Here is a 13,258-nt window from a genome sequence, read left to right as displayed (position 1 = left end):
TACCGATTAAGGCGCGACGGATAATCCGGGGCGATGGAAAGACACTGTTCATGAACGTCGACTAATCGAGCGTTACCTGACTGAATCTGCGGACGCGATGGCGCGCCGGTGCGGCGGGCGGCGCGGTGCCTGAAGCAGCAAGGGGAATGGGCTTGGTGCGGGGAGCCGAACCGGCGCCGCGACGACATGTGTCGCGGCCGTGATCGAGCGGGTTGTACGCAGCGTGCGGCAGGGACACGCATCGGCCGGTCGCGCGGACGGACGTTGCGAGTGCAGGTCCCGCGGCGGTGCGCGACTTACTTGTCGCGGCGCCCGTCGATCAGGCGACGGCGTGCCTGACCAAGATGGAACTGCATCGCGACGCGCGCTTCTTCGCCCTCGCGGGCGCGGATCGCGGCGACGATGGCGGTGTGCTCGTCCAGCACGGTGAGCGCGCGCTTCTTGGATGCGGTGCGGGTCAGCCCCAGCGTGAGCCGCATCAGGCCGGTCATGGCCTCGTGAATGCTCTCCAGCAGGCTGGAATAGAATTCGTTGCCGCTGGCTTCAGCGATGCGCGCATGAAAATCGAGGTCGGCAGCAGGCTCCAGGTTGCCGCTGCGCACGCCCTCGGCAAACGCCTCGTGGGCTGCAACCAGGGCTGCAAGCTGTTCATCGGTGTGACGCTCTGCGGCGAGGCGGGCGGCATCGCCTTCGAGCGTGATGCGCACTTCCTGGCAGCGCAGGTAAGAGGCGATGTCCTGCGCCTTGGCAAAGGTCTTGATGCGCGGGGCGGGTTGATGGCTGACAAAGGTCCCCAGGCCCTGGCGCGAGGTGATCAGCCCGTCGACGCGCAGCCGCAGGAGCGCTTCCCGCACGACGGGTCTCGACACGCCGAAACGCTCCGAAATCTCGACTTCGGATGGCAGCTGCTCGCCCACCTTGATGCTGCCCGACGTGATCTGCTCGAACACCTTGCCGTACAGCTGATCGGACAGCCGGTCGCGTGGGCCGGAGGCATGCAGCCGCTCTCCGGCGGGCTCCTCCACAAGGGCCGGTTCCTGCGGTATGGATGGTTCAGCTGCTTTGCGGCGCGCCATGTATTTGATCGAAGCCTATGATATTTCGGTGGAAGATTATAGGAACAGTGCTGTGGACGGTAAAGGAATTGCCCGGCAGCGTTCCGGTACAGTGCTCAGCGCGGCCCGTCCCGGCGGCGTGCGCGAGGCGGGTCCATTGCGCTTGCTGCCGAGGCGTCTCGACTGCAGCCAGAAATGATGGCGTGCCGGTTGCCCGAGACGCAGACGCCGCGATGGTGCGCGCTGGGCTGTGCGCATGTCGTCAGCGCAGCCCAGCGGCGGATCACTGCGCCAAGCCCGGTTTCAAGCGCTTCGGGGCCTGGTTTTCCCTTCAGCACTGCTGCGGTTTTCTACGCGGATGCCGGCACCATGCGTGTCCCGCCCACCAGTCTGGACACGCCTGACGGATTGCCGTCGCGGAGGGCTTCGGGCAACAGCGCCTGGGGCAGGTTCTGATAGCAGACCGGGCGCAGAAAGCGCTGAATCGCCGCCGTGCCGACTGACGTCGTGCGGGCGTCGGAGGTTGCGGGGAAGGGGCCGCCGTGCACCATCGCGTGGCACACCTCCACGCCCGTCGGCCAGTTGTTGACCAGCAGGCGCCCTGCCTTCTCCTCAAGCACCGGCAGCAACTGAGCCGCCTTTTCGAGGTCGCTTTCATCCATGAGCAGCGTGGCCGTCAACTGACCTTCAAGAGATTGCGCAACGCGTTCGACCTCGGCCCAGTCCTCGCATTCGACGACCAGCGAGGTCGCCCCGAACACCTCGCGCTGCAGCACTTCATCCTCGAGGAAGTCGGATGCCGCCGTAACGAACACCCTGGCCTGGCATTGGCAGGGGCCTTCGGCAGCTGCGCCCTGGCCCACCGGCCTGACCCTGGCGTGGCCCGCGAGCGCCCCCGAACCGTCGTTATACGCAGCATGAATGCCTGGCGAAAGCATGGTCTGGGCGCCAACGCCGGAGACCGCCTGCGCGACCGCATGCAGAAAGGTGTCGAGCGCCGTGCCGCGCACGCCGACCACCAGGCCGGGATTGGTGCAGAACTGCCCAGCGCCCATCGCAAGCGACGCCACAAAGCCTTCGGCGAGTGCAGCGCCACGTTGCTGGAGTGCATCGGGGAGCAGAAATACCGGGTTGATGCTGCTCATCTCCGCGTACACCGGGATGGGCTGGGGCCGTGCCTGAGCGGCCTTCATCAGTGCCATGCCGCCGCTGCGCGAACCGGTGAAGCCCACGGCCTTGATGCGTGAATCCGATACCAGCGCGAGGCCAAGCTCGTTGCCCGTGCCGAACAGCAGGGAGAACACCCCCTCGGGAAGGCCGCACTTGGAGACCGCGGTCTGAATCGCACGGCCGACGAGTTCCGAGGTGCCCGGATGTGCCGCGTGCGCTTTCACGACCACAGGACATCCTGCAGCGAAGGCCGAGGCCGTGTCGCCACCGGCGACGCTGAATGCCAGCGGAAAGTTGCTGGCGCCGAATACTGCCACCGGGCCGATGGCAATGTTCTGCAGGCGCAGATCGGAGCGGGGCAGGGGCTGGCGCTCGGGCAAGGCCGGTTCGATGCGTACATCGAGCCACTCGCCGGTGCGTACCACCGACGCAAACAGGCGCAGCTGGCCGCAGGTCCGGGCGCGTTCGCCTTCCAGGCGTGCGCGCGGCAAACCGGATTCCAGCATGCAGCGCTCGATCAGTGCGTGACCGAGGGCTTCGATCTCGGTCGCGACGGTCTCAAGGAAGTTCGCACGGACTTGAAGCGGCGTATTGCGAAAGGCCGTAGCCGCCGCTGCCGCGAGCGCGCAGGCGCGGTCAAGCTCTTCGGCGCCGCAGCCTCTGAATGCAGGTTCGATGAACGCCCCCGTTGCGGGGTTGAGTGCCTGAATCGGCTTGCCGGTCGAAAGCACGGCCTGGCTGCCGATCAATGATTGTCCTGTTACTTGCATGTGGATGTATCCCGGATATGGTGAAGGTGGGCTGAGCGGGTCGGCATCAGGCGCTGGTTTCGGCAGCGCACACCGGTGTCTTGGGCGGCTTTCTGATGCAGAGGAAATAGATGAACACCAGGGTCAGGCCGACGAAGAACAGACTGTCCGGGCTCGTCAGGAAGGTCATCGGATTCCCGTTCGAGATCGCCAGTGAGCGACGGAAGAACTCTTCAAGATTGGGCCCGAGGATGAAGCCGAGGACCATCGTGATGACCGGAAAACCGTTCTTTCTCATGCTGTACGCAAGCACGCCCATGGCCAGTGCCACGATCATCTGGAACACCGAGTACGTCGACACATAGCTGCCCAGGACCGCAAGCAGGGCAATGGCGCCATAGAGCACATCCCGCGGTATGGAGACGACCTTGACGAAATACGGCCCCAGCAGATAAAGCGTCAATGGGATGAGAACGAGCGCGCTGAACAGCAGCGAGGCCAGCATCGGTGCGATGAGGTCGGCCTGATTGCTCATCAACTGCGGGCCGGGCTGAATGCCGTTGATGACGAGAACGCCAAGCATGATCGCCATGACCGGATCGCCGGGAATGCCGAACGTGAGCGTCGGGACCAGTGCGCCACCACATACCGCATTGTTGGCGGACTCTGCGGCAGCGATGCCCGCCGGGTTGCCCTTGCCGAAGCTCTCGGGGTTCCTGGAGGTGCGAACGGTCTCCACGTACGCGAGGAAGCTCCCCATGGAGCCGCCTGCGCCCGGCAGCACGCCGACCGCGTAGCCGATCACGCTGGACTTGATGTAGCAGCCGATGCCGACGGCCTTGATCTGCGACAGGGGCGGGAAGAAGTCACGGCGCCGGATGGTGATCTTGTTGAGCGCGCTGACGATCTTGTTCGCGACCTGCTGATCGCCGGCCTGCATCAGAATCTCGCTGATCGCAAAGGCCCCGATGATGACGGGCATCAGGTCGATGCCGCTTGTCAGATCACTGAGCCCGAAGGTGAAGCGAGCCAGGGGCTCCACGCCGTCCAGTCCCATTGTCGCCAGCATCATGCCGATGCAGGCAGCGAGCGCGGCCTTCAGGACCTTGCCGCGTTCGGAGATGACGATCACGATGATCGCGAAAGCCAGAAGGGAGAACTTCCCGCTGGTCTTGACCAGCAGCGACAGCTCGGCGACCAGGGGGGCCATCAGGATCAGAAGAATGCAGCCAAAAGCGCCGCCGAACATCGACGCGAAACTGGCGTGCCCCAGGGCCAGGGCGCCCTTGCCCTGCTGCTGCATGGGATAGCCGTCGAGCGCGGTCATCATCGATGAAGGCGCCCCCGGGATATTGACCGTGATTGCCGTAATGCTGCCGCCGCACATGCCGGCCATGTAGATGCTGGCGCATGCCATCAGGGCGGTGGTGACGTCGAGGCTGTAAGTGAGTGGCAGCAGCAGCGCCAGGGCCAGCGTGGCGGTGAGCCCGGGGATCGCCGCAAACACGGTGCCGATCAGGAAGCCCGCGACCACGTAGGTCAGGGTCAGCGGGTCGAGGAGCATGCCGAAGCCGCTGCCGACAAGACTAATGAATTCCACGATTTATCCCCACAGTGTCGGCAACCGAACGCCAAAGAGTTGCTCGAAAACGATGTATCCGAAGGTGACGATCGCGGCCGAGCTTGCGAGCTTCAGCAGCCACTTGCCTGGGTCGGAGAAAATCGTCGTGATTGCGAAGACGAAAAGCAGCGATGACAGGGCGTAGCCAATGATCGAGAACAGTGCGATGTACAGCGATATGGCAACGATGGTCAGAACAGCCGGTACGACGGAGGCGCGCTCTGCTTCGGGTTCGCTTCCGTCGGATGCGGACGTCACGTCATCGCCTGCGCGCTTCGCCAACACTGTGGCTTTGAGGGTCAGGACAAGGCTGAAAATCGACGACAGCGTTCCCAGGACCAGTGGGACGAATGATGGACGAATGCCCTCTTCGGTAACGGGGTGTCCGAGCTTGATGGCTTCAATCAAATAGAAAATTGAAAGAATCAGAATAAGAAGCGGGAATAGCGCTTTTCTGTTCAGAATCATCTGGCGTGGCCTCCGCCATGCCTTTGGTGCGCCCAAAGGCATGGAGATTGTGGTGTTAGAGACTCAACTCATCCATGACTTTGAATGTCGTCGACTGCAGTTGGTCAATCCACTTTTGCACGCCGTCCGAGCCCAGCCAGCTCGGGGTTACGCCGATCGTGACCAGCCAGGCCTGGAAGTCCTTGCTGTCGTATGCCTGCTTGAACGCAGCCTCGAGCTTGGAAAGCGCGGCTGGCGGCGTGTTCTTTGGCGCTGCCAGCAGGATGAAGCTGCCGGTTTCGAGCTCATATCCCAGCGTGCTGATAGGGGGGACGTTGGGGAAGGACGGATTCTGCTCGGATGACAGCTCGACAATGCCCAGCGCATCGCCGGAGCTGATGATTCCATTGAAGTCGCCCAGGCTTGAAATCGCCGCGTCGAGTTCTCCGGAAAGCAGGGCCTCGGCTTCAGCGCTTGAAGAGCCGGCGTAGCTGATCACGTTGAACTTCACGCCCGCCATCTTCTCCAGACGGCGGACTGCGAGATAGGGGCCGGAACCCTTGGGGGCCACGCCCACGCGAACCGTATTGGGTTTCGCCTTCGCCGCGCTGATCAGTTCCTCGAAGCTCTTGAATCCGGACTGCTTCGAGACGACGATCGCATCCGCTTCCTTCGTGATTCGCGCGATCGGGGTCATCTTGTCGAGCGAGTAGCCCGGGACCATCTTGCCGCGCGGAAGCGTGATGATGCTGTCGTAGGTGAGCACGCCGATCGTGTGTCCGTCGGGCCGTGCCTTCGTCATCTGCATCAGGCCGGTTGCCGTTACGGCGCCGCCAATGTTCTCAACGTAAATGGATTTATCCAGATTCTTCTCGGCAATCTGACTGATCTTGCGCGAAATGCCATCGGCGCCGCCGCCGGCCGGCCATGGCACGATGAGGCGGATGTCGCGCGCCGGAAAGTCGGCAGCCGAAACCGAAGCGGCGAGTGCGCAAAGGCCTGCGGCCATGATGATGCTGGACTTGATTGACTTGATGAACATGGTGTCTCCTCAGTTCTGAGAATTTGATTCGATGTGTTTTTCTTTGATGCTCAAGATTGCCGGGTGTGTTTTCGCTGGCACAGCCTCCATCTGAAAAATATGAGCGTGGCGCTCGCGTTTGTTTACTGACTGAGCCTGTTGTATTCCTCGAGCGCCTCGTCGTTGGGCGGGTAGAGTCCGATCACGCGGCTGCCGGCACGAACCTTGGTCAGCACGTAGCTTTCGAACTGCTCCATCTTTATGGCTTCTGCAGCGATCTCGTCCGCGATCTCGAGCGGAATGACAATGACGCCATCGCCGTCGCCTACCAGAACGTCGCCCGGGTTGACCGCAACACCGCCGCAGCCGATCGGCACCTGAATATCGACGCCATGGTGTTTGGTCAGGTTTGTCGGCGCGCTCGGCTTGGCGCAGAAAATCGGCAGCGCCATCGCGGCGGCATCGTCGGAGTCCCGGATCCCGGCGTCGGAAACGAACCCGCCGCACTCGCGAACCTGCAGGCGTGTCAGCAGGATGCTGCCCGCCGATGCTGCACTGGCGTCCTGCCGGCAGTCGGAGACCAGAATCATTCCCGCAGGGACGGTTTCGACGGCGAGGCGCTGGGGATGGCGCGGGTCCTTGAATGCCGCAACCGTGTCTACATCTTCACGGGCCGGGATGTAGCGCAGCGTAAATGCCTGGCCGACCATCTTCAGCTTCGCCGTGTTGATCCGGCTTACGCCTTGTATGTAGGTGTTGCGCAAGCCCCTCTTGAACAAGGCCGTGTGCAGCGTTGCAGTGGAGACGTGCTCGAGAAGCTCTTTTGTTGAGTCCTTGAGCTTGTCGTATTCGCAAGCGGTGTTCATCAAATTCTCCTTCTTACTTGTTGGATGCGGAAGCCGGGGCGTGCGGGTTTCCGGTTTTCCACATTGGTGCGGCAAGCGATCTGTCTTGTGTGAGCGTTGAATTGCGAGACATCTGGCGTGTCGGGCGCATGGCGCTGAGTAGCCGTTCTCAATCCGTTGATCGGTAGTGTAGTTGTTTTACAAGTGGTGTCAAACGGTTTTAAAGGTATTACAAGTGAGCCTGCAATTCGGTCTTTGGCTTCAAGGCTGTGTCAGGGGGGAAGTCGCGGCGCCAAGTGTCTGGCGTGTCGCCTCGGGCTGGCGTTGCGGCCCCGCTTTCCCCTGGTAGAGGCAGGGTTTTGAGACCCAGCGTCTCGATTGACTGCGCGCGCCGCCGCCAGTGATACTTCGGCGGGAGCCGTTGAAGCTCTCACCCTAATGAGGCCCGAACCGATGACGACGCAGGCCGATCCGAAGCAAGCGCCTTCCACGATGGCTCCGCTGCGCGACCCGGTGTTCCGGATGCTGTGGATGGCCTGGCTGGCGGCCAACGTCACCATGTGGATGAATGACGTCGCTTCGGCGTGGGTGATGACGACGCTGACCGACAGCGTGCTCATGGTGGCGATGGTGCAGGCGGCTTCGACCCTGCCGGTTTTCGTGCTTGGGCTTCCGAGCGGTGCATTGGCGGACATCGTCGACCGGCGGCGTTACTTTGCGGTCACCCAGCTATGGGTCGCGGCGACGGCGCTGGTGCTCAGCGCGCTCGCGTTTGCCGACGGTCTCAGTGCGCCCCTGCTGCTGGCGCTCACCTTTGCCAACGGTATCGGGATGGCAATGCGCTGGCCGGTGTTCGCGGCAATCGTGCCCGAGGTCGTGCCGCGGCATGACCTTTCTGCCGCGCTCGCGCTGAACGGCATTGCCATGAACATGTCTCGCATCGTCGGGCCGGTGGTGGCCGGCATGCTGCTCGCCAGCGTCGGCAGTCAGTATGTATTCCTGCTTAATGCCTTACTGTCGATCATCGCCTTCGTGATCATCCTGCGCTGGCGCTCGCAGCCGAAAGTGAGCGCCTTGCCCGGCGAACGCTTCTTTGGCGCGATGCGGGTGGGACTGCAGCACGTCGTGCAATCGCCGCGAATGCGCGTGGTACTGCTGAGAATCTTCGGCTTCTTCCTGCAATCGAGCGCACTGCTTGCACTGCTGCCACTGATTGCGCGCAAGCTCGAGGGCGGCGCGACAACCTTCACCGCATTGCTGGCTGCGATGGGAGCGGGCGCGATTCTCACCGCGCTGTTCCTGCCCCGCCTGCGTCGCGGAATCAGTCGGGACGAATTCGTGGCATGGGGCACCGGCGTGCATGCGGTCGCGGCGCTGCTGGTGGTGCTCGCGCCCAATATCTGGCTTGCGATGCCGGCAAGTGCCCTGGCCGGCATGGCCTGGATTGCGACGGCGAACTCGCTCACCCTGGCCGCCCAACTCGCCTTGCCCAACTGGGTGCGCGCGCGCGGCATGTCGATCTACCAGATGGCGCTGATGGGCGGCAGTGCGGTGGGGGCTGCACTGTGGGGCTATGTGGCGAGCCTGACCACCGTAAGCTTGAGTATCGCGATTGCGGCCGTGCTGGGGCCGCTGCTCCTGGTGCTGACGCGGCACTTGAGCGTAGGTGGCGGGCCGGATGCCGACCATACGCCGGTATCACCTGCAGGGCGGGCGCCGGAGCCGATCATCGAGATCGCGCCCAACGAGGGGCCGGTCATGGTAACGATCGAGTATCTGATTGACCCGTCCACCGCTGCCGGCTTCAATGCGGTGATGCAGAAGACGCGTCGCGCGCGATTGCGCCAGGGGGCGCTGTCATGGGGCCTGTTCAGGGATACGACCTTGCCGGGGCGCTATATCGAATACTTCCTCGACGAGAACTGGATCGAGCATCAGCGCAGGCTGGAGCGATTTACTGCAGCCGATGCGGGGCTTCGCGAGCAGCGTCTGTCTTTTCACATGGGGCCGGACGAGCCTCGCGTTCAGCGCTATGTGGGTGAGCCGATGGCGACGCAACATGTCGAGCCGTCCGTGGGTCCCGCGCCAATCTGAGTCGGGCGCAGCTCAGACCAGTGTCAGGGTGACCTTGATGTTGCCACGGGTGGCGTTGGAGCAGGGGCAGACGATGTGGGCACGGTCAACGATGTCCTTGAGCGTTTCCTTGTCCATGCCTGCGGCGGTGATGCGCAGTTCCACCTCGATGCCGACGATGCCCTCGATGGTGAGGTCGCCCGGCAGCGCCGGCTCCGGCGCTCACGCGACCTGTTCCGACGCCGTTTCGGAGTTCCGGCCCGGGGTGTCGAGCTCGATCGTGAAGCGGGTGCCCTCGTCGGTGTTGCTCGCCTCGAGTCGCCCGTGCATGTTGTTTTCAACGATCATCTTCGACATGTAGAGGCCGATGCCACTGCCCTTGCCGTCGTTCTTGGTGGTGAAGTAGGGCTCGTAGATCCGGTCCATGACCTCTGGCGCAATGCCCCCGCCGTTGTCGTCCACGCAGATGCGGACGCGGTCGCTGTCGCGGCTGGCGTGGACCTGGATGCGCGGCGAGCGCTGATGGGTGTCCTGTACCGCATCCTTGGCATTGCTCAGCAGGTTGAGAATGACTTGGGAGAATTCCCCCGGGATACCGAACACTTCGATGTCGTCATCGCAATCGATGCTCAGCGCGATGCAGTGATTGTTGAACACGCCGTCCATGATGCCCGCCGACGAGCGGATGACCTGTGCCAGGTTGAAGGTTACGGCGTGTTTGTCGGGCTTGAAGAAGTCGCGAAAATCGTCGATGGTCGATGACATGCGCTGGACCAGTTGCTCCGACTTTTCCTGCATGCGCGCCATCGATTGCTCGGTTAGCCGGCCGCTGCGGTGCTGCATGCGGATGTTCTGCATCACCAGGCTGAGCGCGTTCAGCGGCTGGCGCCACTGGTGGGCGATGGCGCCGATCATCTCGCCCATTGCCGCCAGGCGCGATTGGTGGATGAGCAGGGTCTCCTGCTCCTTGCGCTTGCTGATCTCGTCGCGCACGCGCTGGTCGAGGGTGCGGTTCAGTTCGTCGAGTTCGTGGGTGCGCTCGGCCACTTTCTGTTCAAGCTCCTGGTTGTAGAACCTGACTCTGGTCCTGCTCTCTTGCAATGCGTCCACCATCTGGTTGAAGCTGCGTGAGAGCTGGCCGATTTCATCCTGTCGCGCGATGTCGACATGCGCGTCTAGGTCGCCCTGCGCAACACGCGATGCGGCCTGGCTGATGTCCGCAATCGGTCGGATCAGCCACAGGGCGAAAAAGTAGCCTACGGGCAGGATGGCCAGGACGACCAGGATGGAGATGAACAGGAGTTGCTTGTACATCTCGCGCGTGTTGGCGTCGTATTCGCTGGTGGTGAAGTTGATTTCGATCGACCCCCAGCTCAGTCCGCTGAAGCGGATCGGCGTGCTGTAGCGGTAGTGCGTGGTGCCATCGGCATTGCTGACAATGCCGTACGTAGTGTTCTCCAGTGTCTTGTCTGGCTCCGCCTGCGGGGCGCTGTCCTGCATGGCCCAGCCTTCTGGTGCGATCCGAATGATCGTGCCGCGCTTGGGTGTGATCAGGACCGAGCGAATGTTGCGGTTGTTCTGCAGGACCTGCAGATTGTGTTCGACGATGAAGCCGAAGTCATCGGTGATCATCGCCTCGGAGCATGCCTGAATAATCGAGCGCGAGACGATGTCAGCCTGCGAGTACATGACCTTGAGCAGCGAGTCCTGTTGCAGCGGGACAATCAGCATGCCGTACAGTGCAGTCATGGCCAGCAGCAGGCTGCCGAAGACCAGGAACACGCGCATGAACATCCGGTGCGCCGGCAGCCAGCGCAACAGGCTTCGGCGCCGCTCCGGCTGCTGACTGGTATCGGCTGTCAGCGCCACGTCGCGTACCTGCCCCGGCTGACGACCCGGTAAGGTGGCGAAGCATGTGGCCTGGCGCGCATGATTCCGGATTGCGGCATCATTGGCGTGAACCTCCCGCTTTGTCTGCGAGCTTGGCATACGCGTCCAGCAGTTCGCGGTAGGGGTTCAGGTCCGAAACATCGGTCTTGACCATGGCGTCGGCCTGATAGATATCGAGCAATTGCCGTCCGCGTGCTGTTGTGCCGATTTTCAGTGCGGCCTGGGTGATGAAGTCGCGATGTTCGGGGCTGATACGCGCGGAGAACAGGCCGGTGCCGGACGCGCGCGCCTCGAAGGTGTAGGCTTCGAGCACCTCCAGGCGTTCGCCGATCTGCGGGTTCATGGTCCGTGCGATTTCGAACGCATTGCGGTTTATCAGCGCTGCATCGCCCTGATTGAAGAACAGCTGCAGCACCAGGCTGTTCGAGCGCTTCTCCTTCTTGATGGCCGCGAGGCGGTTGGGCGACAGCGAAGCTTTCATCAACAGGGTTTTGAGGTAGACCTCGCTGAGCTCGTCCTGGTCCAGCACCAGGACACGTTTTCCGGTGAGATCGGGCAGGGTGCGGATGCCTGCTGCGCGACGCACGACCAGGAGCAGATTTTCCGGCGTGGACTTCACGCCAGAGAAGCCGCCCGCCAGTTCCTCGTTGGAAAAATGCTGTGCGACGGCCATGGCGCTGGCCACCATGAAGTTGATCTTGTCGGCCTGCATGTCGCGCTTGAGTTCGTCCATGCTGTCATAGAGGCGTACCGGCCGATAGGTCAGGTTGAACGGCTTTGTCAGCTCTTCGACCCAGTATCGCAGCGTGACCTCCACGTCCTTGCGCGGTACATCGCGGATCAGCGGCATGTAGAAGCCGATCGCGATGGGTGGTGGCTCATCGGCGTGGGCAGCACTCGTGGCGAGGGCGAACAGCAACATGAGCAGCCCTTGCCGCAGGTAGCGCATGGCCCTCATGGGCTGTCTCTCTGCAGCGCCCGCCCGAGCTTGTAGTCGAGGTCGGCCAATGCTGTGCGCAGTTCGTGGCCGGCACGGTACAGACTGGCCTGGGTGAAGCTCTCGACGATCTGGGCTTCGATCACGTCCTTGGTTTCGACCATTTCCTCCTGATAGGCGCGCACATGCAGTTTGCGGTTCTCTTCCGCATAGGCCTGTGCCTTGAGGTTGTCGTCCACCTGAACGCGGGAGCGCTGGATGCGCAGGAAATCGTCCTTGATCTGCAGCGCCAGGCCGTTGTCGAGCAGCACCCGTTGTGCTTCGAGCTTGAGCTTGCCCGCCTGGGCTGCGTTGACCTCTGCACGGGTCAGACCGCTGTCGAACAGATCCCATTTGATGCCGATGCCGATGGTCCATCCGTCGCGGTTGTCGTCGTTGAAAAGGCCACGCTGGTAGTCATTCCACACCTTGTACGTACTGGCCTCCAGCCCGATCGTGGGCAGGTAACCGCTTCTGGCTTCGTCGATCTTGAAGGAGGCAGCCTGCACGGCCAGTTCAAGGCGCTGTTTGTCCGGGTTGAACTGCATCGCATCGGCGATCAGATCCTCCAGCCGGGCATCGAAGGGCGGTAGCGGGGTCTCTGCTGCCAGGGTGAGCGGGGTGTTCAGCGGGAGGCCCATCGCATTGACCAGGGCCTCCTTGCTCAGGCGGCTGGCGTAGCGCGCCTCGTGCAGCATGGAGCGCGTCACCGCGGTGGTCGTCTTGGTGCGCAGATAGTCGGTGCGCTTCACGCGCAAGGAGGCATTCTGGTACAGCCGGTCGGTGAGGTCCTCCAGTGCCTCAAAGCGCGCGAGCGTGTCGCTGGCGAGCGCTTCCATGTGCTGGGTGAAGTGGACGCCGTTGTAATACTTGCGTACGTCGCGCACGACCTCCAGCTCGGTTCTGCGCTTCTCCTCGCGGGCAATCTCTGCACCCTTGCGCGCCATGCCCTGCAGGGCCTCTTCCTTGCCGCCGGTGTAGAGCGGATAGGTGAAGTTCAGGGCAGCCTTGGAGACGTCGCGGTCGAAGAGCTTGACGTCAAGGTTCATTGGCAGTGGTTGGCCCTGCACAGGAACCGGCCCAAACGGAGTGGAGATGGACAGGTCTGGAGTCTGTACCGTGCCACTGAAGGAGAAAGTGCGATCTTGGTCTGCCCGCTGGATGCCGGCCTCGAAGCCGAGCTTCGGCCCGAAGGCCGCCATGGCCTGCTGGTACTGTGCTTCTGCCATGTCCAGCGCCGCCTGCGAGGCTCGCAGCGAACGGTGGTTCTCGCGTGCGATCTCGATTGCCCGCTCAAGCGTAAGCTGATCGAGTGGGTCGGCTGCGCTTGCAGACATGCTGACGAGCACGGCAGCGAGTAGGGCGAATGGCTTCAAGAGGACACTCCGGTTGTCGATGCGCCCTTGGCGGC

The 13,258-nt window shown here is 62.7% G+C and carries 12 protein-coding genes; 2 read left to right on the top strand and 10 right to left on the bottom strand.

From position 1 onward, the window contains the following. Positions 1 to 296: 296 nt before the first annotated feature. A complete protein-coding gene (locus CEW87_RS03480) occupies positions 297 to 1,025 on the bottom strand; it encodes a FadR/GntR family transcriptional regulator (RefSeq protein WP_199917109.1) in 729 nt (242 codons plus the stop codon). A 49-nt stretch (positions 1,026 to 1,074) separates the two neighbouring features. Between CEW87_RS03480 and CEW87_RS03475 the strand changes: the two genes are divergently transcribed. Continuing rightward, positions 1,075 to 1,254, top strand: coding sequence for a hypothetical protein (locus CEW87_RS03475; RefSeq protein ID WP_108971461.1), 180 nt, complete (start codon positions 1,075 to 1,077; stop codon positions 1,252 to 1,254). Between the two features lie 151 nt (positions 1,255 to 1,405). Here CEW87_RS03475 and CEW87_RS03470 read toward each other — a convergent pair whose 3' ends face one another. The 5 genes from CEW87_RS03470 to CEW87_RS03450 form a co-directional block, all read right to left on the bottom strand. Then, positions 1,406 to 2,995 (bottom strand): aldehyde dehydrogenase (NADP(+)), encoded by a 1,590-nt coding sequence (locus CEW87_RS03470; RefSeq protein ID WP_108971460.1) that lies wholly within the window; start codon positions 2,993 to 2,995, stop codon positions 1,406 to 1,408. 46 nt (positions 2,996 to 3,041) lie between these two features. After that, positions 3,042 to 4,574 (bottom strand): tripartite tricarboxylate transporter permease, encoded by a 1,533-nt coding sequence (locus tag CEW87_RS03465; RefSeq protein WP_108971459.1) that lies wholly within the window; start codon positions 4,572 to 4,574, stop codon positions 3,042 to 3,044. Between the two features lie 3 nt (positions 4,575 to 4,577). Next, entirely contained in the window at positions 4,578 to 5,063 is a 486-nt protein-coding gene (locus tag CEW87_RS03460) for a tripartite tricarboxylate transporter TctB family protein (protein ID WP_159098071.1), read from the bottom strand. Between the two features lie 55 nt (positions 5,064 to 5,118). Continuing rightward, positions 5,119 to 6,084, bottom strand: coding sequence for a Bug family tripartite tricarboxylate transporter substrate binding protein (locus CEW87_RS03455; RefSeq protein WP_108971457.1), 966 nt, complete (start codon positions 6,082 to 6,084; stop codon positions 5,119 to 5,121). A gap of 122 nt (positions 6,085 to 6,206) precedes the next feature. Next, a complete protein-coding gene (locus tag CEW87_RS03450) occupies positions 6,207 to 6,929 on the bottom strand; it encodes a ribonuclease activity regulator RraA (RefSeq protein WP_108971456.1) in 723 nt (240 codons plus the stop codon). Between the two features lie 432 nt (positions 6,930 to 7,361). Here CEW87_RS03450 and CEW87_RS03445 point away from each other — a divergent pair, with 432 nt between their 5' ends. Beyond that, the gene (locus CEW87_RS03445) at positions 7,362 to 9,002 is read left to right on the top strand and encodes an MFS transporter (protein ID WP_199917108.1); all 1,641 of its coding nucleotides are present in this window, start codon (positions 7,362 to 7,364) and stop codon (positions 9,000 to 9,002) included. 12 nt (positions 9,003 to 9,014) lie between these two features. Here the strand turns inward: CEW87_RS03445 and CEW87_RS22550 are convergent, their stop codons facing one another. The 4 genes from CEW87_RS22550 to CEW87_RS03425 all read right to left on the bottom strand — a co-directional run bounded on the left by CEW87_RS22550 (position 9,015) and on the right by CEW87_RS03425 (position 13,223). Continuing rightward, on the bottom strand, positions 9,015 to 9,146 hold the full coding sequence (locus CEW87_RS22550; protein WP_234421654.1) for a hypothetical protein: 132 nt from the start codon (positions 9,144 to 9,146) through the stop codon (positions 9,015 to 9,017). Positions 9,147 to 9,203: 57 nt separating this feature from the next. Further along, positions 9,204 to 10,850, bottom strand: coding sequence for a sensor histidine kinase (locus CEW87_RS03435; protein WP_159098070.1), 1,647 nt, complete (start codon positions 10,848 to 10,850; stop codon positions 9,204 to 9,206). Positions 10,851 to 10,929: 79 nt separating this feature from the next. Then, positions 10,930 to 11,829 (bottom strand): PhnD/SsuA/transferrin family substrate-binding protein, encoded by a 900-nt coding sequence (locus CEW87_RS03430; RefSeq protein WP_108971452.1) that lies wholly within the window; start codon positions 11,827 to 11,829, stop codon positions 10,930 to 10,932. Then, positions 11,826 to 13,223, bottom strand: a complete 1,398-nt coding sequence (locus CEW87_RS03425; RefSeq protein ID WP_108971451.1) for a TolC family protein — start codon at positions 13,221 to 13,223, stop codon at positions 11,826 to 11,828. Before CEW87_RS03425 ends, CEW87_RS03430 begins: the two co-directional genes overlap by 4 nt. Between the last annotated feature and the right edge of the window lie 35 nt (positions 13,224 to 13,258).

This window comes from Parazoarcus communis, assembly GCF_003111665.1.
GTDB classification, from domain to species: Bacteria; Pseudomonadota; Gammaproteobacteria; order Burkholderiales; family Rhodocyclaceae; genus Parazoarcus; species Parazoarcus communis_B.
Note: the sequence above shows the minus strand (reverse complement) of the source record. Positions and strands in the feature narration are given on the sequence as shown.

Bases quoted from the DNA above. Each gene is read 5' to 3' on its own strand.
- CEW87_RS03455 (WP_108971457.1), bottom strand. From the start codon at position 6,084: ATGTTCATCAAGTCAATCAAGTCCAGCATCATCATGGCCGCAGGCCTT.
- CEW87_RS03460 (WP_159098071.1), bottom strand. From the start codon at position 5,063: ATGATTCTGAACAGAAAAGCGCTATTCCCGCTTCTTATTCTGATTCTT.
- CEW87_RS03445 (WP_199917108.1), top strand. From the start codon at position 7,362: ATGACGACGCAGGCCGATCCGAAGCAAGCGCCTTCCACGATGGCTCCG.
- CEW87_RS03470 (WP_108971460.1), bottom strand. From the start codon at position 2,995: ATGCAAGTAACAGGACAATCATTGATCGGCAGCCAGGCCGTGCTTTCG.
- CEW87_RS03430 (WP_108971452.1), bottom strand. From the start codon at position 11,829: ATGAGGGCCATGCGCTACCTGCGGCAAGGGCTGCTCATGTTGCTGTTC.
- CEW87_RS03450 (WP_108971456.1), bottom strand. From the start codon at position 6,929: ATGAACACCGCTTGCGAATACGACAAGCTCAAGGACTCAACAAAAGAG.
- CEW87_RS03475 (WP_108971461.1), top strand. From the start codon at position 1,075: ATGTATTTGATCGAAGCCTATGATATTTCGGTGGAAGATTATAGGAAC.